The following is a 24,101-nucleotide window of genomic DNA, read 5'->3' on the forward strand; positions in this document are numbered from 1 at the left end:
TCCCCGTGATGTCGTGGTTCCGTTCGGACTTGCCGCTGCCAGTCAAGGTCAGCGGCGCTCCGCCGGGAACCTCGGACATCCGAGGGTGGCCTCTGCGCTGTACGAGGGTGGTGTCCGGGCTGCACGAGGGGGGCGGCCGCGTTCACCCGTTCGGCGTATCGGGCGTGTCGGGTGCGTCGGGTGCGTCGGGCGTTTCCGTGTCGTTCCAGTCGTACGGTCCGCCGCCCCGCCACTCGATCAGCTCGGGGTCGTCGACGGCCCGGTCCTCGCCGGGCAGGCCCGCGCGGTGCAGCAGGTCCAGCACGTCGAACAGGCTGTACGCGATGCCGGTCGGCTCACCGCGGATCGTCACCTGACGCCCGCCGTCCGACGCGGGCGGCTGCACCACCACTGGGGGACGCGTGCTCATGCCACCACCATGCGCTCTGCGCGGCGCGTGCGCAGCCCGGCGTACCGTCAGCGTTGGTACAGGCCCACGAGTGTTCCGCTGGCCAGCTGCTGCCGGTCGAGCACCTGGTGTGCTTCGTCGGACGTGGCCGCCTCCGGGACGGAGACGGGGCCCGGGAGGGCGTAGAGGCGGAAGTAGTACCGGTGAGCGTCGTCGCCGACCGGGGGCAGCGGACCGCCCCACCCCGATTCTCCGAAGCCGTTCCTGTGCGGGTGGCTGCCCGGGGTCGTCGAGCCCGCCGGCAACCCGTCCGTGTGCGGATCGATGCCGGTGACCAGCCAGTGGACGAAGGTCCCCGACGGCGCGTCCGGATCCTCGCACAGCAGGGCCAGCTCCGCCGCCTCGTCGGGCACTCCGGACCAGGTCAAGGGGGAGAGACGTTCTGTCCCTCCAGGGCGTGACGACGCGGGATCATCGCGTGATCCTCGAACGCCGAGCTCGTGAGTTCGATGTCGGTCATGCGCGCCGCAGTACCCATCCGGGCGCAGGCGACACGTGATGCCGGACCCATCTGCGGGCCCCGGGGCGGTGTCGGCCGGCCCCGTTTCGCCGCGTCCCACGCCGGGAACTCGGCGGACTGCGCCGACCGCGAGGGGATGAGCGCCGTGGCATTTCGGGACCGTACCCACGCCGGACGGGAACTCGCCCTGCGGCTGGTCGAGTGGGCCGACTCCGGCGACCTGATCAATCTGCTCGTGCTGGCCCTGCCGAACGGCGGCGTGCCCGTCGCCGCGGAGGTGGCGCGGGCCCTGCACGCTCCGCTGGACGTGCTGGTCGCCCGCGAGATCTGCACCCCGATCCGTCCGGAGACGGTCATCGGCGCGATCGTCGCCGACGATCCGCCGCTGTACGACCGGCAGAGCCTGGCGATGATGCATCTGTCCGAGGACCGGCTCGGCGATGTCGTCGCGAGCGGACGGGGCGAGCTGCATCGCCGCGAGTACGTGTACCGCGGCCGCCGCCCGGTCCCGTCCGTGCACGGCCGCACGGTCGTCCTCGTCGACGACGGCCTGGCCACCGGCCTGACGGCCAGGGCGGCGCTGCGCTTCCTGCGCCGCCACGGTCCGGCCCGGCTGATCCTGGCGGTCCCCGTCGGCAGCCCCCGGACGACGGCCGCCGTGCGCAGCGAGTGCGACGACCTGGTGTGCCTGGTGCAGCCGCCGTCCCTGCACGCGGTCGGTGAGTGGTACGAGGACTTCGGCCAGGTCTCCGACACGCAGGTCGCGGACACGCTGCACGCGTTCCACGCCCCGGCGTGACGACCAAGCCGTGCGCGTGCGCCCGGCCGCGTGACAGGGTGGTGCCATGGCCATCGAGGTTCGCCCGGCTTCGGTCTTCGAGGACGTCCGTGCGGTGCTGGGTCCGAAGTCGCCCCAGGCAAACGTGTGTTGGTGCCTGAGCTACCGGATCCCGTCGAAGCTGAACAACGAGCTGCGCGGGCCGGCGCGTGGTGAGTACGTCGCCGAGCTGTGCCGGGCCGACCCTCCCCTGGGGGTGCTGGCCTACGACGGGGACGAGCCGGTGGGCTGGGCCGCCGTGGCGCCGCGCTCGGCGACGTCCTTCGCGCGTAACCGCAAGATCCCGCACGTCGACGACCTGCCGGTCTGGTCGCTGTGGTGCATCCGCGTCCGCCCCGGCCACCGCAAGCAGGGGATCACCCACGCCCTCATCGCCGGCGCGGTCGACTTCGCCCGCGACCGGGGAGCCCCGGTGATCGAGGCGTACCCGCTCGACAGCGGTGACGCCAAGGTCGACCTGACGATGGCGTACGCGGGGCTCCGGAAGAACTTCGAGCGCGCCGGGTTCGTCCACGCGGCCGACACGGCCTCGGTCCTGGCCGGTCACCCCCGCATCCTGATGCGGCTCGACCTGCGGGGCTGACGGAGAGCTGCGGAGCTGCGGGGCCGACGGATCGGCCCGTGCCGGGCTCAGTGCACGGAGAACCCGCCGTCGACGAAGATCGCCTGCCCGGTGACGTACGCGGAGGCACGGCTCGCGAGGAACACCGCCGCGCCGGCGAAGTCCTCGGCCAAGCCGTTGCGTCCGACCATCGTGCGCGCGGCGAGTGCCGCCACCTTCTCGGGGTCGGACGAGAGGCGTGCGTTGAGGGGCGTCATCACGAACCCCGGCACGAGCGTGTTGCAGGTGACGCCGTACGGCGACCATGCCTCGGCCTGGGAACGGGCCAGCGACTCCAGCGCCCCCTTGGAGACGCCGTAGGCGCCGCTCTGGACGAACGCCCGGTGTGCCTGCTGGGAGGTGATGTGGATGATCCGCCCGAAGCCCCGTTCGGCCATGCCGGGCCCGAACCGCTGCCCCAGCAGATGGGGCGCCTCCAGGTTCACGGCCATCGTGGTGTCCCACACGTCCTCACCCAACTCGCCCAGCGGAGGCCGCAGGTTGATCCCGGCGCAGTTGACGAGGATGTCGGGCTCGCCGAACGCCCCGACCGCCTCCTCGGCCGCCGCGCGCACGCCGTCGCGCGTGCTCAGGTCGGCGCTCACCCAGGCCGCCCGGCAGCCGTGGGCCGCCAGTTCGCCGACGGTCGCGATCAACTCCGTCTCTCTGCGAGCCAGTACGACGATGCTCGCTCCGGCGCGTGCGAGGGCCTCGGCGATGGCGCGGCCGATGCCGGAACTGCCGCCGGTCACCACGGCGACCCGGCCGTCCAGCGAGAAGAGTTCGGAGAGGTAGGGCTGCGAGGTCATGCCCGCACCCTAGGCGGCGCGCTCCCCGCGTCCGCGCTCGGGCGTCAAGTGCCGGGTATGTCAGCCGCGTTGGGACACGGGTTCCCGGGGGTCCAGGCTCAGGTGGGCGCCCTGGCGCCGCAGCGCGCGCTGGACGAGGTGGTAGGGCACGTCGCGGGGACTGCGGCCGAGCCGCACGGACAGGGCGGCGCAGACCCCGGCCGCCTGGCCGGTCGCCATGGAGATGGGCATGACGCGGTAGGACGAGTGCGCCACGTGCGAGCCGGAGATACAGCGCCCGGCGACCAGCAGACGGTCGGTGTCCTTGGGCAGCAGACAGCGCAGGGGAATGTCGTAGAACCGTCCGCGCGGCACCCGCTTGAGGACCGTGCCGCTGCCCCTGGGGTTGTGGATGTCGACGGGGTAGGCGCCGTGCGCCACGGCGTCGGGGAAGGCGCGCGCCGCGAGGATGTCATGGCCGGTCAGGTGGTAGTCGCCGAGGATGCGGCGGGTCTCCCGTACGCCGATCTGGACCCCGCTCTGCGCCACGTACGACTTCTTGAAGCCGGGCACGTGCCCGCGCAGGAAGCGGTCGATCTGTTCCATCTGGCGGCGCGCGACGTACTCGGCGCGGCTGAGGTCCCACACGTCGGTGCCGAGCGCCCGGGTGACCCGGGTGCTGTTGACGCTGACCTCGCGGGGGTGCGGGGTGCCGAAGAACAGCATGTCCTCGCGGGGCAGGCGCAGTTCGCCCGCCTCGGTGGCCTCCTGGACCAGGTCCCACAGCCCGTGCACGCCCCGCCACTGGTCGGGATGCTCGCCGACGTACTCGGAGAAGCGCGGCTGCAGGAAGTCGACGACGCGGAACATCAGCGTCATCGGCTGAACCAGCCCGTCCTCCGGCCGCCCGATCTCGTACGGCGCCCCGCAGGCGGCGGCGATGTCGCCGTCCCCCGTGCCGTCGACGACGACTCCCGCGTCGATCACCACCGGGCCGGACTTGGTCTCGAACACCACCCGCCAGCCGTCGTCGAGGGGCAGCGCGGTGGAGGCGAAGGAGTGGAACAGCATGCGCACGCCCGCCTCGTCGAGCAGGTCGAGGAGGACGAGTTTGTAGATCTCCGGGTCGAACGGCACGGTGTAACCGGTCGCGGGGGACGGCGGGATGCAGCCGCCGCGTGCGACGAGCCGGTCCAGCAGGAGCCACAGGAAGCCGGCCACCACCGGGTCGCCCTCCCCGTGGTCGGTGGGCAGCAGCCTGCTGTGGTCCCCGCTCTCGTCGAACACGGCCTGCTTCTGCTCGTTGTGGAAGGACATCAGCGGCATGACCAGGGCCACGGTGGCGTTGCCGCCGAGGAAGCCGTAGCGCTCCACGAGGACGACGTCGGCGCCGGCGTCGGCCGCCGCATAGGCCGCCGCGGTGCCGGCCGGGCCGCCGCCGACGACCAGGACGTCCGGCCGGCCGCCGTGGCGGGCCTCCCGCGGTGGCAGGGTGACGGTCCGGACGGGGCGGGATGGTTCCAGGATCGGCATCGCTTCTCCCGTCGACTGGGTCGGTTGCGGACGGCGCGTTCCGTTACGGCCGCCGGCCCGCGGCACTGGCCGGCATCACGCCCCGGGGCCGCTCGGGTCGGCCGTCGGCGTGCCCGGGGTGAGGATCAGGTCGGCCCCCTCCGCCCGCCCCGCGGCGCGCCTGCCGCCGTCGAGGTCGATGGAGTCCAGGAGGGCTCCGCAGCGGGCACAGGTCTCCCGGGCCAGCGTCCGCAGCCCCTGCACCCGGGCCTTCATGTCCTCCTGCCGCCGCGGGAACTCGTCCCACAGCCGGTCCACCTCGGCGAGCAGCAGTCCGGCCTGCTCCCGCGCCACACCGACCAGCGCGGGCGCCCCCGTACGACGGGCGAAGTCGAAGACCTTGCCGGAGTACGGCAGCGGCAGCACGGGCAGGCCGGAGAGCGCCGCGAAGATCACGACGTGCAGCCGCATGCCCACGACCAGGTCCAGGTGGCTCATGAAGCCGAGGACCTCGCCGGGACTGTAGGTGTTGTGCAGGATGCGGCCCAGGTCCGGGGCGCTCATCCGGGACAGCACGCCGTGGGCGTGCCGGACGTCCTGGCGTTCCATCGGCACGAAGACCACGTGGGCGTCCAGGCGCCGGGCGAGGAAGTCCGCGACGTCGGCGAGCAGCGCGTGATAGTCGTCCTCGTCGAGCTTCTCCGCCGCCCGGCCGGGCTCGCGCACGGACATCCCGACCAGCCGGGCGTCCGGGGGAGCCCCTCCTGCCGCATCATCTGCTCGGTGAAGGGCTGCGGCGTGAGCAGCAACGCCGGGTCGGCGGTGACGGTGAGCTCGCGCTCGACGCCGACCTCCTCCAGGACGAGGCGTGACTCCTCGTCGCGTACGACGATCTCGGTCATCTCCGGCAGCACGGTGCGCACCGCCTCCCGGTCGTCCGCATCGCGCAGCGGGCCCGCGCCGACCGCGTACGCGAAGGTGGGTACGCCGCGCTCGTGCGCCGCCTTCACCAGCCGCAGATAGCGCCGCGCCTCCCCGTCGTAGAGGATCCCGCCCCCGCCCAGCACCAGCAGATCCAGTCCGGCGAGGGCGTCGAGGACGGGCTTTTGAGGGACGCCCTCCCAGTCGACCACCTCGTCGGCCTCCCACTGGTGGCTGCGGGTGTGGTCGGCGTTGCGGCTGAAGACGACGAGCCGGGCCTGCGGCCGGTGGGCGCGCAGGCAGCTCAGTACACACATCAGAATCGCTTCGTCGCCGATGTTGCACCCGCCGTACGAGCCGAGCAGGCCGATCCGCAGATCCGACGGGACGCCCGGGGCAGGCGACGGGTGCTGGTTGATCGTCATCCGGAACTCCCGTTCGAAGTCGGCGGTTACTGCGAGCAGAGGAAACCTCACCTGGGATTTCGGTGGCCGCCGGTCAGGAAGGCTGCCGGGGCACGGGCGAACAAATGCGCCCATATGTTCCCGTAGAGCCAGTATGGGCGCTCACGCACCGCCCGTCCTTCCGCCGCCGAGCCCTGCTGTCCGAGGCCGGGTACCCGTCAGGCGGCGTCGATGCCCGTCGAGGGCGCCGTGTCGTCGTCGGGGCGAGGGGGTACCCGGTCGTGCGCTCGACGGTGCCGGATCCCTCCCCGCCCCGAGGAGGGCCGACCGACCGTCCCGTACGCAGGAGGGACGACACGATGAGCGTGAGCCACCACACCCCGTCGCAGGCCGAGGGCGAGCGCGAGGACGCCGACATCCCTCGGGCCGACCATCCGACTCCCGAGTACACGACGCCCTCCCAGGCCGAGGGCGAGCGTGACGACGCCACCGGGACGACCACGGACACCGAACGCCTCGGTGGACGTGACCGACGCGAGTGAGCCGGGCGGCCGCGGGCACTCGACGCCGCAAGCTGTACGCCGACCAGCTGAACCCAAAGGCCCAAGGCGCTCAGGCTCAGCCGATGAGTGCCCGGCCCGGGTCGAGGCGCTCGTGGAGTGCGGGGCGGTGCAGGGCGGCCACCGGGGCGACGAGGTCGGGGTGGCGCAGGAGAGCCGCTGCCTGGCGGTCCCGCGTGTCGGGTGACACCAGGCGGCGGAACTCGACCGGCACACCTCTCGCGTGACCGCCGTCGGCGAGCGCGGCGACCGCCAACCGGGCCAGCTCGGCGTCGCTGAGCAGACAGGCCGCCCAGCTCGCCACGACCTCGTCCACCCAGGTGCGCCAGGCGAAGTCGTCCGCCTCGTCGTGGGCGGCCGTGTCCGCGCCGGTGATCCAGTCCAGGCCGGCCGAGCCGCCGGGTCCGGCCATCCCGACCAACGCGGCGTCCGTCGGCGTCGGGTAGCGCAGCCACGCCGCGACCGTGACGGCCTGCCGGGCCTGCACCTCGCCGAGGGCAGCGGCCAGCGCGCCGCCGCACGCCGGGTAGGAACGCGTGAGCCATTGGGTGGTCGCCGCGATGAGCGGGGAGAGATCTGCGAGCACTGCAGGGCCGTCCGAGGTACTGGCGAGCAACGGGAATCCATCAAAGGTAGCCCGCGGGTCCAGGCCGCGAACATGCCCGTCGCCTCGTGAGCGGCGTGGCCTCGCCCACACAGCCCACACCGCGACACAGCGGCACAGCGTTACACCGACAACCGGCTCGACGACCGGCTCAGCCCGCCCGGCCGCCCGAGGCGCCGACCGGCGTCCGCTCGGGCCCGGCGAGGTGGTAGACGTGGAACGCCCGGCCGATGACCGGCTGCGCCACGTTGCGCACTTTCACGCCACCGCTGGTCATGCCGTGTTCCGTGCCCAGGTGTGCGTGCCCGTGGACCGCGAGGTCGGCGCCCGCCGTGTCGATCGCCTCGGCCAGCAGATAGCTGCCGAGGAACGGGTAGATCTCGGGCGCCTCACCGGCCAGCGTGTCCGGGACCGGGGAGAAGTGGGTGAGGGCGATGCGTACGTCGCAGTCCTGCTCCCGCAGTTCCAGCAGGGAGTCCCGCAGGGTGTCGGCGCGCCGACGCGAGTACCTGACGAACTCCTTCATGATCGGCTCGCCGAACTCACCGGCGCAGCGGCCCACGAACCCGCCGCCGAACCCCTTCGTACCGGCCACGCCGATGCGCGCGTCGCCGTTGCCCACCACGGTCGCCTGCCCTTCCAGGACGCGCGCACCCGCGTCCCGCAGCACGGCGGCGACCTCCTCGGCGCAGTCGGCGTGGTGATCGTGGTTGCCCAGGACCGCGACCACCGGGACCGCCAGGCCCTCGATCTCACGTGCGACCACCCGGGCCTCCTCCGGGGTGCCGTGGCGGGTGAGGTCCCCGGCGAGCAGCAGGACGTCGGCGCTGTCGGGCAGGGTCTCGAACGAGGGACGGAGCCGGCCCTTGCTCTCGGGCCCCATGTGGATGTCCCCGACGGCCGCTATCCGGATCATTCGACCTCCTCGGCGTGGTCGGGCGCGGAGGCGTCCGCGACCACGATGTCGCAGTGGACGGGGGTTCCCGGCAGCTCGTCCCGGGCCATGCGCAGGACGTCGTCCCGACACTGCGCGGACGGCACGGTGCCGGTCAGCAGAACCGCCTCGCCGCGGATCTCGATCCGTACGCCCAGCTCGCCGAGGTCCCCGGCGGCGAGGTGGTCGGCGAGATGGGCCACGCGGTAGTCCAGGCTCTGCGCTCCGCCGGTGCCGGGAGCGGGCCGGGCGGCGTATCCGCTCATCGGGGCTCCTTCCGTGGGGCGATGACGTTCAGGCGTTCCAGGAGGAAGAAGAACGCGGCGGGCATCGGTCTGTCCCCGCAGGAACGTCGTACGTCCTCCCAGTCGACCTTCTCGCGCAGGGCGCGGGCCGCGGCGAGCACCGGCCCGAAGTCGCAGTGGTGCTCCGAGAAGGGCTCGATCAGCGCCCGCATGAGATCCGTCGCCGCCAGCACGGGCATGTGCACCGAGTCGACCGGGAGGTCCTGGGCCCGGGCCAGCATGTCCGAGGTGACCGGGCGGTGCCCGAGCTCGAAGAGGAGGTCGACCTCCTGGTCGAAGCACGTGGTCTTCAGCAGCCAGTCCTCCGGCGGGGTACGGACCGTCAGGCCCGCTTCGGTCAGCGTGGCCGCCACCGCTTCGGCGTCCGCGCGGCGTACGCAGAAGTCGGCGTCGTGCCGGAGGTGACCGCTGCCGCCGTGGGCGTAGACGGCCACGCTTCCGGCCAGGGCGAACGTGTGCCCGCTGCCTTTGAGGAGCGCGCCGACCCTTTTCGCCGCCTCGAGAATCGCCTGGCTGCGATCATGGGGCGGTTCGTGGTTGTTGTGCGCGTGCGGTTCCCGCGACACCGGCTGAACAGGGCTCTCCCTGACCGGGCGCAGCCGGGGAGCCCCGGCTCGCCGAGGGGGCGTCGCGCTCTCCCGGTTCCGCGTCATGACGACTCCGTTCGCCGTCCGGCTGCCCGGCGCGGACCCCTGCCGGGGCCCGAGGCGGGCTGGAAAGGCTCCGGGTACCCCGCCACCGCGGCTTCGATACGGCGCCCCGTCGTGTCGCTGTGTCCTTCCGTGCGGGACAGTGCCGGAGCAGTGCCGGGCCAGTGCCCGGCACGTCCGCTCACGCCGCCGTGCAGCCCAGCTGCCGTCTCATGTACGGGGTCATGAGGGTCTTCGCCTTGGCCAGGGTCGTGGTGCGGCCGCCCAGGACCGCCGTTTCGCCGCCCGGCACGGGCAGCATCGTCACACCGTCGGCCGGGCCGAACGGCACGATGAGCGGGGTGCGGTGGACCGGCCGGTAGAAGCGGGGCTCCTTGCGGTGCTTGCCGGCGCTGTTCAGATAGGCGCGGATGTTGTGGGCGGCCAGGTCGGCCTGGGCGAGCGCGGCCGGGGTGATCTTGACCTCGGTGGCGTCGTTGACGTCGCCGACCGCGAACACGTCCAGCCACCCCTGGACGCGCAGCGCCCGGTCGACCTTCACGTGTCCCGTCTCGTTCAGCCAGTCCCCGTGCCCGGCCAGCCGCAGCCAGAGCGTGTTGGGCGTGGTGCCGGTCGCCCAGAAGGAGCGGTCGGCGTCGATGACGTTTCCGCGGGCGTCGCGGTAGGTGCCGAAGTCGTTGCCGGGGGACATGAAGGCGTCCAGCCGCACGTCCACGTCATGGGACTCCAGCCAGGTGCGCGCCTTGCGTCCGGCCCGGGCGCTGCCCGTGGCGTGCAGCAACTCCGGTCCGGAGTGGGCGAGGGTCACCCGGGCGTCGGGTCGGGCGAGGCGTATCTCGGCGCTGAGCTCGACTCCGGAGGGGCCGCCGCCGACGACCAGGACGTGCTCCGCCGAGGCGATGTGCTGCTGGTGCGTGGCGAAGGACTTCACCGCCTCCTCGGTGGTGGTGCCGGAGAAGCGGGCCGGTTCGGGATAGTCGGCGCCGGTGGCGATCACCAGCACGTCGTACGGCAGCCGCTCCCCCGTCGCGAGCATCACGTGCCGCTGCGCGGTGTCGATGCGGACGGCCTTGCCCACGGCCACGCGGCCGTTGCGCAGCAGCCGGTCGTACGGGATGAAGGGGCTGTGCGACCAGTCCGGGCGCACGCCGGCGCGCAGGGAGGCGATGCGGTGGAAGAAGACTTCCTTGCGGTCCACCAGCGTGACCCGCGCCGTCGCGTCCAGTCGCTTCGCCAGACGGACGCCCGCATAGCCGCCGCCGATCACCACTACGTCGCCGTCACTCACGCCGATTCTCCTGTGTTGGTTGGGGGGAGAAGGAGCGAGTGGCGCGGCGGGTGGGCCACCGACGACCGCTCCCCTGTCGGCGAGGTTATCGTTTGAAACTTAAAGAATTGATGGAGCTCGGTGCGCGTTCTGTGAAAGGTGTGCCCGTGAGGCGCCGGCGCCCGAACGACGACGTCCAGGCCGGCCCGTGCGGGCCGGCCTGGACGTCCTGTTCGGAATGGATCAGACGAGGTCGAACCGGTCCAGGTTCATGACCTTGACCCAGGCCTCGACGAAGTCCGTCACGAACTTCTCCTTCGCGTCGTCGCTCGCGTAGACCTCCGCGAGCGCGCGCAGCTCGGAGTTCGAGCCGAAGACGAGGTCGGCACGGGTGCCGGTCCACTTGACCTCGCCCGACGCGTCACGACCCTCGAAGGTCGTCTGGTCCTCGGACGTCGACTTCCACGTCGTGCCCAGGTCGAGCAGGTTGACGAAGAAGTCGTTGGTCAGCTTGCCCGGCGCCTCGGTGAACACGCCGTGCGTCGAGCCGCCCTGGTTGGCGCCGAGGACGCGCAGGCCGCCGACGAGGACGGTCAGCTCGGGGGCGCTCAGGGTGAGCAGGTTGGCGCGGTCGAGCAGGAGGTACTCGGCCGGCAGCCGGTTGCCCTTGCCGAGGTAGTTGCGGAAGCCGTCCGCGGTCGGCTCCAGCGCGGCGAAGGACTCGACGTCGGTGTGCTCCTCGGTCGCGTCCACCCGGCCCGGCGTGAAGGGTACCTCCACGTCCACGCCGGCGTCCTTGGCGGCCTTCTCGACCGCGGCGGAACCACCGAGGACGATCAGGTCGGCCAGGGAGACCTTCTTGGCACCGGAGTTGAACTCGGCCTGGACGCCCTCGAGGACGCGCAGGACCTGGGCGAGCTCGTCCGGGTCGTTGACCGCCCAGCCGCGCTGCGGCTCCAGGCGGATACGGGCGCCGTTGGCACCGCCGCGCTTGTCACTGCCGCGGAACGTCGAGGCCGACGCCCAGGCGGTGGAGACCAGCTGCGAGACCGTCAGGCCCGACTCCAGGAGCTTGGCCTTGAGGGCCGCGACGTCCGCGGCGTCGAGGGCCTCACCCTCGGCCTGCGGCAGCGGGTCCTGCCACAGCAGCGTCTCCGCCGGGACCTCCGGGCCGAGGTACAGCGACTTCGGGCCCATGTCACGGTGGGTCAGCTTGTACCAGGCGCGGGCGAAGGCGTCCGCGAACTGGTCCGGGTTCTCGTGGAAGCGCTTCGAGATCTCACCGTAGATCGGGTCGAAGCGCAGCGAGAGGTCGGTGGTGAGCATGGTCGGACGGCGCTTCTTCGACGCGTCGTGCGCGTCCGGGATGATCTCCTCGGAGTCCTTGGCCACCCACTGCTTGGCGCCGGCCGGGGACTCCGTCAGCTCCCACTCGTAGCCGAAGAGGATGTCGAAGAAGTCGTTGCTCCACTGGGTGGGCTTGGTGGTCCAGGTGACCTCGAGACCGGAGGTGATGGCGTCGCCGCCCTTGCCGGTGCCGAAGGTGGACTTCCAGCCCAGGCCCTGCTCCTCCATGGAGGCGGCCTCGGGGTCGTTGCCCACGTGGTCGGCCGGGCCGGCGCCGTGGGTCTTGCCGAAGGTGTGACCACCGGCGATCAGCGCGACGGTCTCCTCGTCGTTCATCGCCATGCGGCGGAACGTCTCACGGATGTCGCGGGCCGCGGCCAGCACGTCCGGGTTGCCGTTCGGGCCCTCGGGGTTGACGTAGATGAGGCCCATCTGGACGGCGCCGAGCGGGTTCTCCAGCTCACGGTCGCCGGTGTAGCGCTGGTCGTCGAGCCAGGTGGTCTCGGGACCCCAGTACACGTCCTCGTCGGCCTCCCAGACGTCGGCGCGGCCGCCGCCGAAGCCGAAGGTCTCGAAGCCCATCTCCTCCAGGGCGACGTTGCCCGTGAGGATCATGAGGTCGGCCCAGGAGATGGACTGGCCGTACTTCTTCTTGACCGGCCACAGCAGACGGCGGGCCTTGTCGAGGTTGCCGTTGTCCGGCCAGCTGTTCAGCGGCGCGAAGCGCTGCTGACCGCGGCCGCCACCGCCGCGGCCGTCACTGATGCGGTAGGTGCCGGCGCTGTGCCAGGCCATACGGACCATCAGCGGGCCGTAGTTGCCGAAGTCGGCGGGCCACCAGTCCTGCGAGGTGGTCAGCACCTCGGCGATGTCCCGTTTCACGGCCGCCAGGTCGAGGGCCTGGAACGCCTTGGCGTAGTCGAAGTCCTCGCCCAGCGGGTTCGCGACGACGGGGTCCTTGGCGAGGATCTTCAGGTTGAGCCGCTCCGGCCACCACTGACGGTTGCCACCGCCCTGCGTCGGGTGGGGGGCACGATCGTGCGCGACGGGGCAGCCACCGGTGCCCTCCGTCTTCGCGTCAGTGACGATCGCATCGGGGTTCTCAGCCATGGGAAACCTTCCGAACTAGGTGGATCACAGTGCTCGGGGTGCACTGTTGGCGGTGGAACAGTCGGGGCACAGGCCCCAGTAGATGACCTCGGCCTCGTCGATGGAGAAGCCGTGGTCGTCGGACGCGGTCAGGCAGGGCGCCTCGCCGACCTCGCAGTCGACGTCGGCGACGACACCGCACGACCGGCACACGATGTGGTGGTGGTTGTCGCCGACCCGCCCCTCGAACCGGGCCGGACTCCCGGCCGGTTCGATACGGCGGATGAGTCCTGCCGCCGTGAGTGCGTGGAGGCCCTCGTACACGGCCTGCAGGGAGACATGGCCCACGCGATCACGCACCCCGGAGGCGATGGCCTCGACACCGAGGTGGTCACCGGCCCGGACAGCCTCCAGCAGCGCGACACGCGCGGCGGTCACCCGCAGGCCGGCACCGCGCAGCTCATCGGCGGGGGTCGGGGTCTGGGATGCGGTCATGGCAGACAACCTACCTTGCCAAACACGAATGATTCAAGAAAACGAATGATGAAAGTCTGGCACACCGCACCTGACGCGGCGCCATGGCAGTGGTGCACATGGCACCACCCGAAGTCCCCCAAAGCGCGAAAAAACGTCTTCTACGGCATCGGTGCACGGCATTCCGTCAAGGTCTTGAGCTGGTCGAAGCCCACTCGTACTCGATGGAGGTACATCGCATGCTCGGCAGACATACCGCGGCCGGTCGCCGCGTCGCCCTGACCGCTCTCGGCGCCCTCGCCCTCACCGGGGTCACGTCGGCCGGCGCGGCCGAGCCGCCACCCGCGTCCAGCGCCGCCCAGACGCTCGGCGCCGACCGGCCGCCGGCGGCGGTGCTGCGTGCCCTGGAGCGTGACCTGAAACTGAAGCCCGGTCAGGCGGCCGAGCGGCTGGTCAACGAGGCGGAGGCGGGCGTCCGCGCGGGGCGCCTGCGCAACGCCCTGGGCGAGCATTTCGCGGGGGCCTGGCTCAGGGGGGCGACCTCCGCCGAGCTCACCGTCGCGACCACGCACGCCGCCGACGTGTCCGCCATCAAGGCCCAGGGTGCGAAGGCCGCGGTCGTCAAGCGGCCGTTGACCGAACTCCAGGCCGTCAAGAAGAAGCTGGACGCGGCCGCCGCCCGCGTGAAGACGCGCGACACGCCGGTCTGGTACGTCGACGTACCGACGAACCGGGTCGTCGTCCAGGCGACCAAGCGCTCGGCCGCGACCGCCTTCATCGAGGCCGCCGGCGTCGAAGGCAAGGGCGTCGGCGTCCGCGTGTCGGCCGAGCGGCCACGGCTGCTGGCGGACCTCGTCGGTGGCGACGCCTACTACATCGAGGGCTCGGCCCGCTGTTCCATCGGGTTCTCCGTCACCAAGGACCAGCAGCAGGGCTTCGCCTCGGCGGGCCACTGCGGAAGCCCGGGCGACTCGACCGCCGGCTCCGACATGGCCGAACAGGGCACGTTCCAGGCCTCCACGTTCCCCGACAAGGACATGTCCTGGGTCGCCGTCAACAGCAACTGGACCGCCACGGCCGACGTGGAGGGCGAGGACGGCCAGCGCACGCAGGTCACCGGCTCTGTCCAGGCGCTCGTCGGGGCGTCGATCTGCCGCTCCGGCTCCACCACCGGATGGCACTGCGGCACCATCGAGCAGCACGACACGAGTGTCAGCTACTCCCAGGGCACCGTGAACGGCGTGACGGAGACGACCGTGTGCGCCGAGCCGGGCGACTCCGGCGGCCCGTACGTCTCGGGCACCCAGGCGCAGGGCGTGACCTCGGGTGGCTCGGGTGACTGCACGGACGGCGGGACCACCTTCTACCAGCCGATCAACCCGATCCTCAGCGACTTCGGCCTCGTCCTGAAGACCGCGTCCGCCCAGGCCGGCACTCCCGCTCCGGAGGACAACGACGCGGCGGAGACATGGACCGCGGGCCGCGTCTACGAGGCCGGTACGACGGTGACCCACGCGGGCGTGCGCTACCAGTGCGTGCAGACCCACCAGGCGCAGGGCGCGTGGTCGCCGAGCGCCACTCCTGCCCTGTGGCAGCGGTTGTAGGAGTCGTACGTCGGAGGACTCTTCCGGTGCGGGGCCCCGCGCCCCGCACCGGCCGCTCCGCGGGGACCTCGGGGACTTCGGGGACTTCGGGGACTACTCCTCCGCGAGAAGCGCGTACGCGGTGGCGATGAAGGAGTCGCGGGCGCGGAAGCGGCGGGTGCACAGGGCGACCAGAGCCGTGCCCGTGTCGGGCCGGAAGCCCAGGAAGGCCTGCTGGCCGAGGGTCGCCCCGCTGTGGAAGTACATCGGGCCGCCGTTCGTGGGGTGCCGGAACCACGCCATCGTGTGCACGTGCCGGTGACCTCGGCCGCGTCGGAGCACGGGCGTGCGCACCGCCCGCAGGGCGTCGGCCCACGGGGAGCCGGCCGGGTCGAGGTGCGCTTCGAGGAAGGTGAGCAGGTCGTGCGGGGTGGCGCGGACGGCACCCGCCGCCTGGAAGCCGCCCGCGTCGAAGGCGAGGGTGGGCGTACGGCCGTCCTTGCCGTGCCCGACGGCGTCGGTCTTCGGGTCCTCCGCCCGCAGCGCGGTGCCGCTCAGGCCGAGCGGCCGCAGTACGTGCGCGCCGAGCAGTTCCTCCCACGCCGTGCCGGTCGCCGCCGCGACGGCGTGGCCGAGCACGGCGACGCCGAAGTTGGAGTAGTGCCACCGGGTGCCGGGCCGGTGCCGGGGGCGGTGGCGCAGGAAGGCGTCGGTCACCCGCTCGGCCGGATAGCGGCCGTAGGGGTTGGTACGCCAGGCGGGCAGCGCCCGCCGGTAGAAGTCCGCCGGCAGGGCGGGCAGTCCGGCGGTATGCGTGACGAGGTGGGCGAGCGTCACCGGGTCCGCCTCGGTCCGCCGGCCCGGCTCCAGGCAGGCGGCGGCCGGCTCGCCCCCGGTCAGCAGCCCGCGCTGGATGAGCTGGGCCAGCAACAGGCCGGTGAACGCCTTGGAGGCCGAACCTATCTCGTAGCGCAGGTCCTGCCGAGGGACCGGTGGAGGTGGGGCGGTGCCACCGCAGTGCAGGGTGCGGCGGCCGGCACGGGACACGGCGAAGACGGTGTCGGGCGCGTCGACGGCGCCGACGGCGCGCTCCAGCCGCTCCCGCCACATGTCGTCGGTGCCGAGAAGGCCCACCGTACGGGAGTGGTCCATGTCGTCCTCGGCGCCCGGCCAGGGCGTGGCCGGGCCGGTCATGAGGCGGCGTGCGTCAGCTCGGTGAGGGCGCGGGAGGTGGCCAGCACCGAGGCGAAGGCGGCGACCAGCGTCGGGTGGTAGACGATGTCGAACACGTCCTCCGGTTCGCCCTCGGGCATCGTCCGTACGGCGGGCATGGCGCCGTCGGGCTGCTGCGCGGCGGCGAACCCCTCCCAGGCCTGCTCGTCCAGGGTGGGACGGGGCAGGCAGGCGTCGACGACCAGGAGTTCGCCGAGCAGGTCCCAGCGCTCGAGGTCCAGCCAGTCGTCGATCCAGACCGGCAGCCACATCGCGAGGTAGTCGGCGATGTCCGGCGGCAGGCCGTCGGGGTGCTCTCCCCAGTCGGTGAGGTGGAACACCGTGTGGGTGACGTCGTAGGCGATGTGCCCGCTGACCGTCCAGGGCTCGGGGGTGCGGGCCAGCCAGGTCGAGCCGACGATGTCCGCCTCGGGCGTGCGGGGGGTGAGGCCGAAGCGGCGCTGGAACGCGGAGAGTCCGAGGCGCCGGGTCGGGTCCAGTTCGAGCGCCGCCCAGCTGTCGAGCCGGTGGTAGAGGACGGTGGCGCGCTCCACCTCGGGCTCGCTGTACCCGAGTTCCTTGTACGGGAGGTACACCTCGAAGGGGATGGGCGAGAGCGGCTCGATGCGCTGGCCGCGCACCAGCATGCGACCGCCGTCCAGTGTGTGCCGCCAGGTGTGGTCGAGGAGCTTGCGCGCGAGCTCGGCCTGCCGTGATCCGGCCACGCCCTCGCGGAACAGCACCCGGCAGATCAGGGCCAGTTCGCCGACGGGTTTGAAGCGCTCCAGGAAGCCCACTTCCGGATCGACGTCGGGCTCCAGGCGGAAGCCGTCGCGATGGGCCCACAGCCACTCCAGGGCGCGGACGCCGACGGTGTGCATCAGGCGGGTGTCGGTCATCCGGGCACTCCTTGTCCCCTGTACCGGTTCTGCGTGCCGCCCACGTACGGGGCGCGGTCCTCGACAGCGCCCCCACCGCCCCCACCGCGCTCGCGGCCTTCGCGGCCTTCGCCGGTGAGGCACTTGACGGTCTGTGCCGCCGCGAAGGCCGCCATCAGGGTGGAGTGGTAGCACTGGAGGAAGTCCGGCTCCGGGTCGGCTCCGGCGTCGTCCCGGGGGTCCGGGGCCTGCTGCGGGAGCGCGCCGGAGTCGTGCTGTGCCCGCGCGATCGTGGTCCAGGCGTGCTGAAGGGTCGTGTGGTCGGGCGGGCACGGGAGGCTCGCGGCCACGACGAGCAGCTCGCAGCCGAGGTCCCACATCCCGGCGTCCAGGCAGGTGTCGAGCCAGGGCGGCAACCAGTGGGCCAGGTAGGCGGCCAGGTCGGCGGGGACGCCCGCGGGGGTGCGGCCCCAGTCGGTGAGGTGGAAGACGACGTGGGTGAGCGCGTATCCCGAGGAGCGCTCGAACGTCCATGGTTCCGGCAGTCCGCCCAGCCAGGTGCGCCGCAGCACCTCCGCGTCCCGCTCGGGGCGTCGGATGCCGCTGCGCCGCTCGGCTTTCAGCACGCCGAGCCTGCGGGTGGGGTCCTGCTCGGTGAGCCGCCAGCTCCGGGTGCGGGCCGTGAGGGCGGCGGCGGCCTCGTATCCGGGATGCCGCAGCCCGGCCGAGGCGAAGACGGAGTAGATCTCCAGGGGGTACGTCGCGAACGGCTCCGTCTGCTGGAGCCGGAGGAAGAGCTCGCCCCGGCCGGTCTGCTGCCAGGCGAACCGCAGCAGGTCGTGCGCACACGCGTGCAGCGGATCGGACGGCGGGGTGTGCGCGCGTACGCTCGCACATGTCTGAGCCAGTTCGCCGAGCGGTTTCCAGGTGGCGTCCACGTGGCCGTCCGCGGTGAGCGCGTCCTCGCCCAACGCGAAGTCGCCCCGGTGCGCGGACAGCCAGGCGAACGCGGCGGCACCCACCTCGCGGATCTCGCTGACGCCGAGGGCGGTCATACGAGCGCTCCGGCCGCCCGCATGACCCGTGCCGCCTGGACCTGAAGGGCCACCCGGGGGTCGTTGCCGCCCATCAGTTCCACGAAGTCCAGCCCCGCCTCGAGACCGAGTGTGTCCGGGACCCCGTCGAGCAGGGTCAGCCAGCGTCCCGCGCCGGCCGCCTGCTGCCAGTCCCTGCGGCGCACGGCCCGTACGAAGCCCCGGGCCACGTCGACCGGGCGGCGCCGGGCGGCGCGGGCCACCGCGCAGTCCTCACCGGGCACCGCGAGCGGGGCCAGGACCGCGAGTTGGTGCGTCAGCATCTGCCACGTCGCCTCGTCGAGCCAGCCGGCGACGTCCGGTTCCGCGGCCTGGTCCCCGGCGGCTGCGCCGGCGAGGGGCGCGTCGAGCCGCCGCAGGGTCCGACTCATCGCCCAGTGGCTCCACTTGACGGTGGGTGCCGCGTCGGCGCGCGGCGGGAAGGCCTGCACCGTCCTGCGGAACACCGCAAGTGCCTCCGGGGCGGGCGGAGTCGGAAAGAGTACGTGTGGCAGCAGCAGGTCTGCTCCCAACACGCGTACGGCCGCGAGGGCGAAGTTTCCCTCGAGGTCGTCTGTCGCTCCCGTGCCGGCCATGCGCACGTGGTCTCCGCCCCGGAGGGCGGAGACCACGTCGGACGCAAGGTCCTGCACCGCGCCCTGCAAGAGGGCGGAAGTGCCTGACTGCTCCATTCAGCTGTCTCCCGTCAGTCCACTAGCCCTTCTTGGGGCGAGGGGTCGGCGGGGACAGCAGCAGCTTGGTGTCTGCGGAGAGCAGTGCCAGAGCGGCGCACTCGCGGCTGTCGCGGAAGACACCGTCGGGCTCGGCGGGGTCAAGTGCCGCTTCTAGGTCGCTCCGGACGCCCGTGTTGTCCTTGATCGTCTTGTCCATGGAAGGCATATCACCATCTCCTCTGGGGTCAGCCATAGCCTCCACAACCAAGGTCACCACATGGCCACAAAGCACGCATCTTTTACCAAGAGACGCGTTACGACACTTCTCCACCACCCCAGACGCCTGCCAGGGCGTTCTCGAGGCGCCCGTTCAGGCACATCGCGTGCACACTGGCAGCAGCCAGTTCAGTGCTCGGGGCGCACACGACGAGGCCGCAGATCGTGTCTTCCTCCTCCGCTGCGAGCGCGGTACTAAAGCGTGTTGCACAAGGCTGTGTTCGGGCAGGCCGGAGTGGGTGAGCGAGGTTGTCTGCTCGTGACGCGAGGGCGAGGTTGTGCATGTGGGCGACGGCCTGGATGGCGTGACGGAGGCCGTCGCCGCGCTGGCGGCAGTCGCGGAGGAGCTTGTAGTTCTTCATCCGGCCGATGGCGTGTTCCACCCGGGCACGGACCCTGCGGTGCTCGGCGTTGTCGTCCTCCTCGCCCGGGAGTAGGGGACGCCCGGGGCGTTTGCGGTGCGGTACCGCCATCCCGCAGTCGAGGTAGGCGCCGTCGCCGAGCACGGTCACGCCCTGGCAGTGCCGGCGTCCACGATGACCTGCACGTTCGCTGAGAACCGGTAGTTGCGGCTGGAGGCCGCCACACTCCGGTCACGCACCGGGATCAGCGTGCCGTCCACGATCCACAACCGCTTTGCGGCATCTGCGGGACGGGCCACAGGCCCGAGCGCAAGCAATGGCCCCAGCCGTTGGATGATCCGGCACACAGTCGAGGAGGAGACACCGAACAGCGGGCCCAGCTGCCGCATGGTCAAGTTCGTCCGGTAGTACACCGCGACCATCAGCACCCGCTCAGCCAGCGGCAGAGACCACGGCCGGCCCCGCAAGGTGCCGTCGCCGCCCCGCTCCCGCACCACCTGCAACAGACGTGCGAACTGCGTCACCTGCAGTCCCGTGAAGGTCTCCACCCACACCCGCACAGCCCTCAAGACCCCGGCCATACCAGGGAGATGCCAGATCAGAGCCTTGTGCAACACGCTTTAAGGGCTGTCCCGGCCTCGCTCGCGGCGGCGTGGGACGAGCAGGCCGGTGCCGCGGTAGCCGCCGCCTGCGGTGACCGTGGTCTTGCAAGACGCGTGTCGGCTTCCTCCCGGTACTGCTGCGGCGAACGGAAGTCTCGCGTGAGCAGGTACGGCAGGGAGCCCATGGCGGTCTCCTGAGGACGCAAAAACTCGTCTGGCCGGCTTGGTGCCGCGGCTACGGAGCAAGGTACCACCAGGAGCCTGGGCCGATTCGCACTCGCCGAGAGTTCGGCTACTGCCGACGCCGAGTGCTGACACACGGCACCGAGCGGTGTCATCCACTTACACCTCCCTTACATTGCAGGGTATTTGGACTCCCCGGAAAGAGTGTGATCTGGGTCACGTCAGCTTCCCGTCAGGTCGCTGACGGGGTGGCGTCAGCCCCGTCTGTTTGCATGTGCTCATCGAGGCCTCGACCACTTCATCCCGGCGCTCCGCCCGTCGATCGGCCCCCCCACCCTCGAGGAGAACCATGGCCGACACCCGGCCCGACGCCGTACCCCAGGCGCCGGACTCCCTGCCCGAGTTCCCGATGTCCAGGCAGGCGCGCTGCCCGTTCGACCCGCCCCGCGCTCTGAAGGACCTGCAGGAGAAAGCGCCGCTGACGAAGGTGCGCCTGTGGGACGGCAGCGAGCCGTGGCTCGTGACCCGGTACGCGGACCAGCGCGCCGTCCTCGGTGACCCCCGGGTCAGTGCGGACACCGACACCCCTGGCTACCCGACCAAGGCCAGTGCCGAGGCCGGTGAGGGCAAGCTCAGCTTCATCATGATGGACGACCCCGAACACGCCCGGCTGCGCCGCATGGTGACGGCGCCGTTCGCCATCAAGAAGGTGGAGGCCCTGCGCCCCGCCGTGCAGAAGATCGTCGACGACCTGATCGACGAGATGCTGGCCCAGCCCGGGCCGGTGGACCTCGTGGAGGCGTTCGCCCTGCCGATCCCATCGCTGGTCATCTGCGAACTGCTCGGCGTGCCCTACGACGACCACGCGATGTTCCAGGAAAACACCAAGACGATGGTCCGCACGACCGCGACGCCCGAGGAGCGCGGCGCGGCCACCCGGGAGATCGCCGGGTACCTGGCCGGTCAGATCGCCAAGCGGCTCACCGAGCCGAAGGACGACCTGCTCTCCAGCATCGCCGGGCGCGTCGGCGCGGGCGAGCTGACGCACGGGCAGGCCACGGAGATGGCGCTGCTCCTGCTGATCGCGGGACACGAGACCACCGCGAACATGATCGCGCTGGGCACCGCCGCCCTCCTCCAACACCCCGACCAGCTCGCCCTGTTGCGCGAGACCGACGACCCCAAGCTCGTCGCCTCCGCGGTCGAGGAGCTGCTGCGCTACCTCCACATCACCCACCTGGGGCGCCGGAAGGGTGGGAGGCCATCGTCGCGGCGATCGAAGGACTCGGTCTCGACGACCAGCCCGGCCCGGCCGCCTACCCCCTCTCGAAGCGGCTGCTCAACCTGTTCACGGCGCACAGCGCCACCGCGCTCGGGAGCCGCGGAATCCGGGTGAACGCCGTGCTCCCCACGAGCACCGAGACCGGTCTGACGTTTGACTTCGCCGTGATGTCCGGCGGACGCGAGTCCCTGGAGTCACGTGCCGGCCTGATCCAGCGCCTGGCCACACCGGAGGAGATGGCGGACCCCGTCGTGTTCCTCAACTCCCATGCGGCGCGGTACATCTCCGGACAGCCGCTCATGGTCGACTTCGGCGCCCGCAACCTGCAGCTCCTCGGCCGCACGGCCGACTCGCTGGACCGCCCGCTGATCGGGAACGCGCAGGCCGCACGCTCCTGATCCGGACTGCCCGCCACGGGGGTGCGTGAAGGCTGACGCCCGTCCTGGCCCTGCGCGCACCCCTCCCGTCGAACCGGCCCTCAGTCGGACCTCCTGTCGTTCTCCAGCGCGGGCGCCAGGAGATGACAGAGGGCATCGGCCGGCAGGCGCAGCGGATCGGCGGTCTCCGACGACCAGTCGGCGGCGATCCAGATGGAGAAGAACGACTCGGTCTGGAGCACTGCCATCAGCGCCCGCTGGCGGACCCCCCAGGGTCGGCGCCCCGCCGGCGTTCGGGGTGTCCGACGAGGAGGCCGAGGCAGTGCTCATGCGCCTGTGGACTTCACCCAGTACCCCGAGTCCTACTACTTCCACGACGGCCCCGGCGACACCTCGCTCGCCCGGACCATCAAGTACGCCGCCGACCTGGCCGAACAGGCGCAGCGAGCGCAACACGCGGGTATCCCGTTCGCGGCGTCCGTGCTCACCGCGGCACTCGACGACCTCACCGCCGTACTCGACGACCGGTCCTGCATACCGGCGGCACCCGACAGCAGGTTCTGGCCGCCTACGCCCACGATCACTGCGGCCACCGAGCCACGCGGTGGAGAGCCTCGCCCGACTCAGCCGACTCAGGCCCCGGTCGCCGGGAACGCGCAGCGTCGTGATGACCGACGCGCTCACACGGCGATCTTTGGTCTTGCCTTGACGCAATCCATACGGCATCTTTACGGACGGAGCGCCGGGAAGTCTGGTCGGCAACTCGCCCCGTAATGGGGCGAGTTCAACATGTTGTCGACCGAAAATGAGGGCCGATGTTCCGGCGCATGGCACGAGAAGTTCTTTCCGGCCTGACTGTGGCCATCGTGGCGTTGCCGTTGGCGATCGCCTTCGGGATCACGGCAACCGGCACCTCCGAAGGCGCGCTCGTCGGGCTGTACGGAGCGATCTTCGCCGGATTCTTCGCGGCACTGTTCGGCGGAACGCCAGGCCAGGTGACCGGTCCCACCGGCCCCATCACCGTGGTCGCCACGGGAGTCATCGCCGCGCACGGACTCGAGGGCGCGTTCCTCGCGTTCATCATGGCCGGCGCGTTCCAGATCCTGTTCGGACTGTGCAGGCTCGGATCGCTCATCCGCTACATACCGCACCCCGTGGTGTCGGGTTTCATGGGCGGGATCGCGCTGATCATCATCCTGGGTGAGCTGGACCAGGTGCAGAGCAGTTTCCTGGTGGTGGCGAGCACGATCCTGCTGATGCTCGTGTCCACACGGGTGATCAAGTCGATCCCGGCAAGTCTGATCGCGCTCGTCGTCATGACCTCGGTGCTGCGGCTCGCCGACTCGTGGCTGCGGAACGTGCGCGTCGGACCGGTCTCGCTCAACACGACGATCGACTACATAGGCCGGATTCCGGAGTCGATTCCGTCGATCATCACCCCCGAGCTCAGTGGGTCGCTGCTGCTCACCCTTCTCCTGCCCGCGCTCAGCATCGCCCTGCTGGGCTCCATCGATTCGCTGCTGACCTCGGTCGTCATGGACAACATCACCGGCAACCGGCATCGCAGCAACAAGGAACTGATCGGCCAGGGACTCGGCAACGCCGCCAGCGGACTGTTCGGCGGTCTGGCCAGCGCCGGGGCGACCGTCAGGTCCGTGGTCAATGTCAGAAGCGGCGGCCGCACCGCGCTGTCGGCGGCCACGCACAGCGTCATCCTCCTCGCTCTCGTGGTCGGCCTCGGGGCCGTCGTGCAGTACATCCCCCTCGCGGTGCTGTCCGGGATCCTGATCCTGACCGCGTTCGGCATGTTCGACTGGGAGAGCCTGCGTAAAGCGCACGTCTCACCGAGGGGCGACATCGTCGTGATGTTCGCGACGATGATCGTCACCGTCCTCGTCGACCTGACCGTGGCGGTCGCCGTCGGCGTAACCCTGGCGCTCATCGTCCACGTCGTGAAGTCACGTCGACGGAAAGCCTCGATCGTCCACGTCGGTGCCGACATCTACCGCATCGAGGGGCCCCTGTCCTTCCTGTCCGTCGACCGTGTCTTCACCATCCTGCGCAACGACCGGCCGAACCTGTCGCTGAGCTTGAAGGACGTGACCTACATGGACATGTCCGGGGCGAAGGCGTTGCTGACCTTCATCGACCACTCGCACACGTCCGGCGTCGCGCTCGGCATCAAGGACCTGCCCCCGCATGTCGCGAACAGGCTGATCGCACTCGCGAACGAGGAACAACGTGACAAGCTCGAAGCCGTCGTCGAAGACCGCCTGACAGGGCTCCGCTAGGGCGTCCACGGACTATCCGCCGGGCCGCATCGCCCAGTAGATGCGCGCGAACAGACATGGACAACTCCGCAGGTGGCGCCCGCCCTTCGCCGCTGTGCGGAGCAGT

The 24,101-nt window shown here is 71.3% G+C and carries 24 protein-coding genes and 3 pseudogenes; 8 read left to right on the top strand and 19 right to left on the bottom strand.

Annotated features, from left to right (window positions below):
* Positions 1-142: 142 nt before the first annotated feature.
* Together QQM39_RS02810 and QQM39_RS02815 are read right to left on the bottom strand one after the other, a co-directional pair.
* Entirely contained in the window at positions 143-409 is a 267-nt protein-coding gene (locus QQM39_RS02810; RefSeq protein ID WP_301994993.1) for a hypothetical protein, read from the bottom strand.
* 47 nt (positions 410-456) lie between these two features.
* Positions 457-908, bottom strand: a pseudogene (locus tag QQM39_RS02815) (YbhB/YbcL family Raf kinase inhibitor-like protein).
* Between the two features lie 145 nt (positions 909-1,053).
* Between QQM39_RS02815 and QQM39_RS02820 the strand changes: the two are divergent.
* Complete coding sequence (locus QQM39_RS02820; protein WP_302003457.1) at positions 1,054-1,707, top strand: phosphoribosyltransferase; 654 nt, start codon at positions 1,054-1,056, stop codon at positions 1,705-1,707.
* 46 nt (positions 1,708-1,753) lie between these two features.
* Positions 1,754-2,329 (top strand): GNAT family N-acetyltransferase, encoded by a 576-nt coding sequence (locus QQM39_RS02825; protein ID WP_301994994.1) that lies wholly within the window; start codon positions 1,754-1,756, stop codon positions 2,327-2,329.
* Positions 2,330-2,376: 47 nt separating this feature from the next.
* On the opposite strand, the gene QQM39_RS02830 is transcribed toward QQM39_RS02825, so the two are convergent.
* From QQM39_RS02830 to QQM39_RS02840, 3 genes and pseudogenes are all read right to left on the bottom strand, one after another.
* Entirely contained in the window at positions 2,377-3,156 is a 780-nt protein-coding gene (locus QQM39_RS02830) for an SDR family NAD(P)-dependent oxidoreductase (RefSeq protein WP_301994995.1), read from the bottom strand.
* A 60-nt stretch (positions 3,157-3,216) separates the two neighbouring features.
* A complete protein-coding gene (locus QQM39_RS02835; protein WP_301994996.1) occupies positions 3,217-4,668 on the bottom strand; it encodes an FAD-dependent oxidoreductase in 1,452 nt (483 codons plus the stop codon).
* Positions 4,669-4,743: 75 nt separating this feature from the next.
* Positions 4,744-5,993 (bottom strand): annotated as a pseudogene (locus QQM39_RS02840) (polysaccharide pyruvyl transferase family protein).
* Positions 5,994-6,331: 338 nt separating this feature from the next.
* On the opposite strand from QQM39_RS02840, the gene QQM39_RS02845 reads away from it, so the two are divergent.
* Positions 6,332-6,514, top strand: coding sequence for a hypothetical protein (locus tag QQM39_RS02845; RefSeq protein ID WP_302003947.1), 183 nt, complete (start codon positions 6,332-6,334; stop codon positions 6,512-6,514).
* 76 nt (positions 6,515-6,590) lie between these two features.
* Here the strand turns inward: QQM39_RS02845 and QQM39_RS02850 are convergent, their stop codons facing one another.
* The 7 genes from QQM39_RS02850 to QQM39_RS02880 form a co-directional block, all read right to left on the bottom strand.
* Positions 6,591-7,118, bottom strand: a complete 528-nt coding sequence (locus QQM39_RS02850; protein WP_301994997.1) for a hypothetical protein — start codon at positions 7,116-7,118, stop codon at positions 6,591-6,593.
* Between the two features lie 169 nt (positions 7,119-7,287).
* Positions 7,288-8,052, bottom strand: coding sequence for a metallophosphoesterase (locus QQM39_RS02855; RefSeq protein WP_301994998.1), 765 nt, complete (start codon positions 8,050-8,052; stop codon positions 7,288-7,290).
* Positions 8,049-8,336: a BON domain-containing protein gene (locus tag QQM39_RS02860; protein WP_301994999.1), complete on the bottom strand. Its 288-nt coding sequence runs from the start codon at positions 8,334-8,336 to the stop codon at positions 8,049-8,051. The genes QQM39_RS02855 and QQM39_RS02860 overlap by 4 nt, the downstream gene beginning before the upstream one ends.
* Positions 8,333-9,028 carry a hypothetical protein gene (locus tag QQM39_RS02865; RefSeq protein WP_301995000.1) on the bottom strand — a complete coding sequence of 232 codons (696 nt, stop codon included), beginning with the start codon at positions 9,026-9,028 and terminating at the stop codon, positions 8,333-8,335. The genes QQM39_RS02860 and QQM39_RS02865 overlap by 4 nt, the downstream gene beginning before the upstream one ends.
* Positions 9,029-9,206: 178 nt before the next feature.
* Entirely contained in the window at positions 9,207-10,313 is a 1,107-nt protein-coding gene (locus QQM39_RS02870; RefSeq protein WP_301995001.1) for an NAD(P)/FAD-dependent oxidoreductase, read from the bottom strand.
* A gap of 222 nt (positions 10,314-10,535) precedes the next feature.
* Positions 10,536-12,749 carry a catalase/peroxidase HPI gene (katG, locus tag QQM39_RS02875; protein ID WP_301995002.1) on the bottom strand — a complete coding sequence of 738 codons (2,214 nt, stop codon included), beginning with the start codon at positions 12,747-12,749 and terminating at the stop codon, positions 10,536-10,538.
* Between the two features lie 24 nt (positions 12,750-12,773).
* Positions 12,774-13,223, bottom strand: coding sequence for a Fur family transcriptional regulator (locus QQM39_RS02880; RefSeq protein WP_301995003.1), 450 nt, complete (start codon positions 13,221-13,223; stop codon positions 12,774-12,776).
* Positions 13,224-13,441: 218 nt separating this feature from the next.
* Between QQM39_RS02880 and QQM39_RS02885 the strand changes: the two genes are divergently transcribed.
* On the top strand, positions 13,442-14,806 hold the full coding sequence (locus QQM39_RS02885; RefSeq protein WP_301995004.1) for an alpha-lytic protease prodomain-containing protein: 1,365 nt from the start codon (positions 13,442-13,444) through the stop codon (positions 14,804-14,806).
* A 93-nt stretch (positions 14,807-14,899) separates the two neighbouring features.
* On the opposite strand, the gene QQM39_RS02890 is transcribed toward QQM39_RS02885, so the two are convergent.
* From QQM39_RS02890 to QQM39_RS02915, 6 genes and pseudogenes are all read right to left on the bottom strand, one after another.
* The gene (locus tag QQM39_RS02890; protein WP_302003458.1) at positions 14,900-15,937 is read right to left on the bottom strand and encodes a serine hydrolase; all 1,038 of its coding nucleotides are present in this window, start codon (positions 15,935-15,937) and stop codon (positions 14,900-14,902) included.
* Positions 15,938-15,975: 38 nt separating this feature from the next.
* Positions 15,976-16,896: a hypothetical protein gene (locus QQM39_RS02895; protein WP_301995005.1), complete on the bottom strand. Its 921-nt coding sequence runs from the start codon at positions 16,894-16,896 to the stop codon at positions 15,976-15,978.
* Positions 16,893-17,930 (bottom strand): hypothetical protein, encoded by a 1,038-nt coding sequence (locus QQM39_RS02900; RefSeq protein WP_301995006.1) that lies wholly within the window; start codon positions 17,928-17,930, stop codon positions 16,893-16,895. The genes QQM39_RS02895 and QQM39_RS02900 overlap by 4 nt, the downstream gene beginning before the upstream one ends.
* Positions 17,927-18,640: a hypothetical protein gene (locus QQM39_RS02905; protein ID WP_301995007.1), complete on the bottom strand. Its 714-nt coding sequence runs from the start codon at positions 18,638-18,640 to the stop codon at positions 17,927-17,929. The genes QQM39_RS02900 and QQM39_RS02905 overlap by 4 nt, the downstream gene beginning before the upstream one ends.
* Positions 18,641-18,662: 22 nt before the next feature.
* Positions 18,663-18,848: a hypothetical protein gene (locus QQM39_RS02910; protein ID WP_301995008.1), complete on the bottom strand. Its 186-nt coding sequence runs from the start codon at positions 18,846-18,848 to the stop codon at positions 18,663-18,665.
* A 313-nt stretch (positions 18,849-19,161) separates the two neighbouring features.
* Positions 19,162-19,841: pseudogene (locus QQM39_RS02915) on the bottom strand (transposase family protein); the annotation flags it as partial.
* Between the two features lie 553 nt (positions 19,842-20,394).
* Here QQM39_RS02915 and QQM39_RS02920 point away from each other — a divergent pair.
* A complete protein-coding gene (locus QQM39_RS02920; RefSeq protein WP_301995009.1) occupies positions 20,395-21,441 on the top strand; it encodes a cytochrome P450 in 1,047 nt (348 codons plus the stop codon).
* Positions 21,390-21,725 carry an SDR family oxidoreductase gene (locus tag QQM39_RS02925; protein ID WP_302003459.1) on the top strand — a complete coding sequence of 112 codons (336 nt, stop codon included), beginning with the start codon at positions 21,390-21,392 and terminating at the stop codon, positions 21,723-21,725. The genes QQM39_RS02920 and QQM39_RS02925 overlap by 52 nt, the downstream gene beginning before the upstream one ends.
* Positions 21,726-21,805: 80 nt before the next feature.
* Here the strand turns inward: QQM39_RS02925 and QQM39_RS02930 are convergent, their stop codons facing one another.
* Positions 21,806-21,952 carry a hypothetical protein gene (locus QQM39_RS02930; protein WP_301995010.1) on the bottom strand — a complete coding sequence of 49 codons (147 nt, stop codon included), beginning with the start codon at positions 21,950-21,952 and terminating at the stop codon, positions 21,806-21,808.
* A gap of 88 nt (positions 21,953-22,040) precedes the next feature.
* Between QQM39_RS02930 and QQM39_RS02935 the strand changes: the two genes are divergently transcribed.
* Positions 22,041-22,478, top strand: a complete 438-nt coding sequence (locus tag QQM39_RS02935; RefSeq protein WP_301995011.1) for a hypothetical protein — start codon at positions 22,041-22,043, stop codon at positions 22,476-22,478.
* Positions 22,479-22,531: 53 nt separating this feature from the next.
* On the top strand, positions 22,532-23,995 hold the full coding sequence (locus tag QQM39_RS02940) for a SulP family inorganic anion transporter (protein ID WP_301995012.1): 1,464 nt from the start codon (positions 22,532-22,534) through the stop codon (positions 23,993-23,995).
* The last annotated feature ends 106 nt before the right edge of the window (positions 23,996-24,101 follow it).

Origin of the sequence: Streptomyces sp. DT2A-34, from assembly GCF_030499515.1 — a bacterium.
Taxonomy (GTDB): Bacteria; Actinomycetota; Actinomycetes; order Streptomycetales; family Streptomycetaceae; genus Streptomyces.

Bases quoted from the DNA above. Each gene is read 5' to 3' on its own strand.
- QQM39_RS02885 (WP_301995004.1), top strand. From the start codon at position 13,442: ATGCTCGGCAGACATACCGCGGCCGGTCGCCGCGTCGCCCTGACCGCT.
- QQM39_RS02930 (WP_301995010.1), bottom strand. From the start codon at position 21,952: ATGGCAGTGCTCCAGACCGAGTCGTTCTTCTCCATCTGGATCGCCGCC.
- QQM39_RS02865 (WP_301995000.1), bottom strand. From the start codon at position 9,028: ATGACGCGGAACCGGGAGAGCGCGACGCCCCCTCGGCGAGCCGGGGCT.
- QQM39_RS02880 (WP_301995003.1), bottom strand. From the start codon at position 13,223: ATGACCGCATCCCAGACCCCGACCCCCGCCGATGAGCTGCGCGGTGCC.
- QQM39_RS02860 (WP_301994999.1), bottom strand. From the start codon at position 8,336: ATGAGCGGATACGCCGCCCGGCCCGCTCCCGGCACCGGCGGAGCGCAG.
- QQM39_RS02825 (WP_301994994.1), top strand. From the start codon at position 1,754: ATGGCCATCGAGGTTCGCCCGGCTTCGGTCTTCGAGGACGTCCGTGCG.
- QQM39_RS02910 (WP_301995008.1), bottom strand. From the start codon at position 18,848: ATGCCTTCCATGGACAAGACGATCAAGGACAACACGGGCGTCCGGAGC.
- QQM39_RS02810 (WP_301994993.1), bottom strand. From the start codon at position 409: ATGAGCACGCGTCCCCCAGTGGTGGTGCAGCCGCCCGCGTCGGACGGC.
- QQM39_RS02845 (WP_302003947.1), top strand. From the start codon at position 6,332: ATGAGCGTGAGCCACCACACCCCGTCGCAGGCCGAGGGCGAGCGCGAG.
- QQM39_RS02905 (WP_301995007.1), bottom strand. From the start codon at position 18,640: ATGGAGCAGTCAGGCACTTCCGCCCTCTTGCAGGGCGCGGTGCAGGAC.
- QQM39_RS02835 (WP_301994996.1), bottom strand. From the start codon at position 4,668: ATGCCGATCCTGGAACCATCCCGCCCCGTCCGGACCGTCACCCTGCCA.
- QQM39_RS02890 (WP_302003458.1), bottom strand. From the start codon at position 15,937: ATGGACCACTCCCGTACGGTGGGCCTTCTCGGCACCGACGACATGTGG.
- katG (WP_301995002.1), bottom strand. From the start codon at position 12,749: ATGGCTGAGAACCCCGATGCGATCGTCACTGACGCGAAGACGGAGGGC.
- QQM39_RS02830 (WP_301994995.1), bottom strand. From the start codon at position 3,156: ATGACCTCGCAGCCCTACCTCTCCGAACTCTTCTCGCTGGACGGCCGG.
- QQM39_RS02920 (WP_301995009.1), top strand. From the start codon at position 20,395: ATGGCCGACACCCGGCCCGACGCCGTACCCCAGGCGCCGGACTCCCTG.
- QQM39_RS02855 (WP_301994998.1), bottom strand. From the start codon at position 8,052: ATGATCCGGATAGCGGCCGTCGGGGACATCCACATGGGGCCCGAGAGC.
- QQM39_RS02900 (WP_301995006.1), bottom strand. From the start codon at position 17,930: ATGACCGCCCTCGGCGTCAGCGAGATCCGCGAGGTGGGTGCCGCCGCG.
- QQM39_RS02895 (WP_301995005.1), bottom strand. From the start codon at position 16,896: ATGACCGACACCCGCCTGATGCACACCGTCGGCGTCCGCGCCCTGGAG.
- QQM39_RS02940 (WP_301995012.1), top strand. From the start codon at position 22,532: ATGGCACGAGAAGTTCTTTCCGGCCTGACTGTGGCCATCGTGGCGTTG.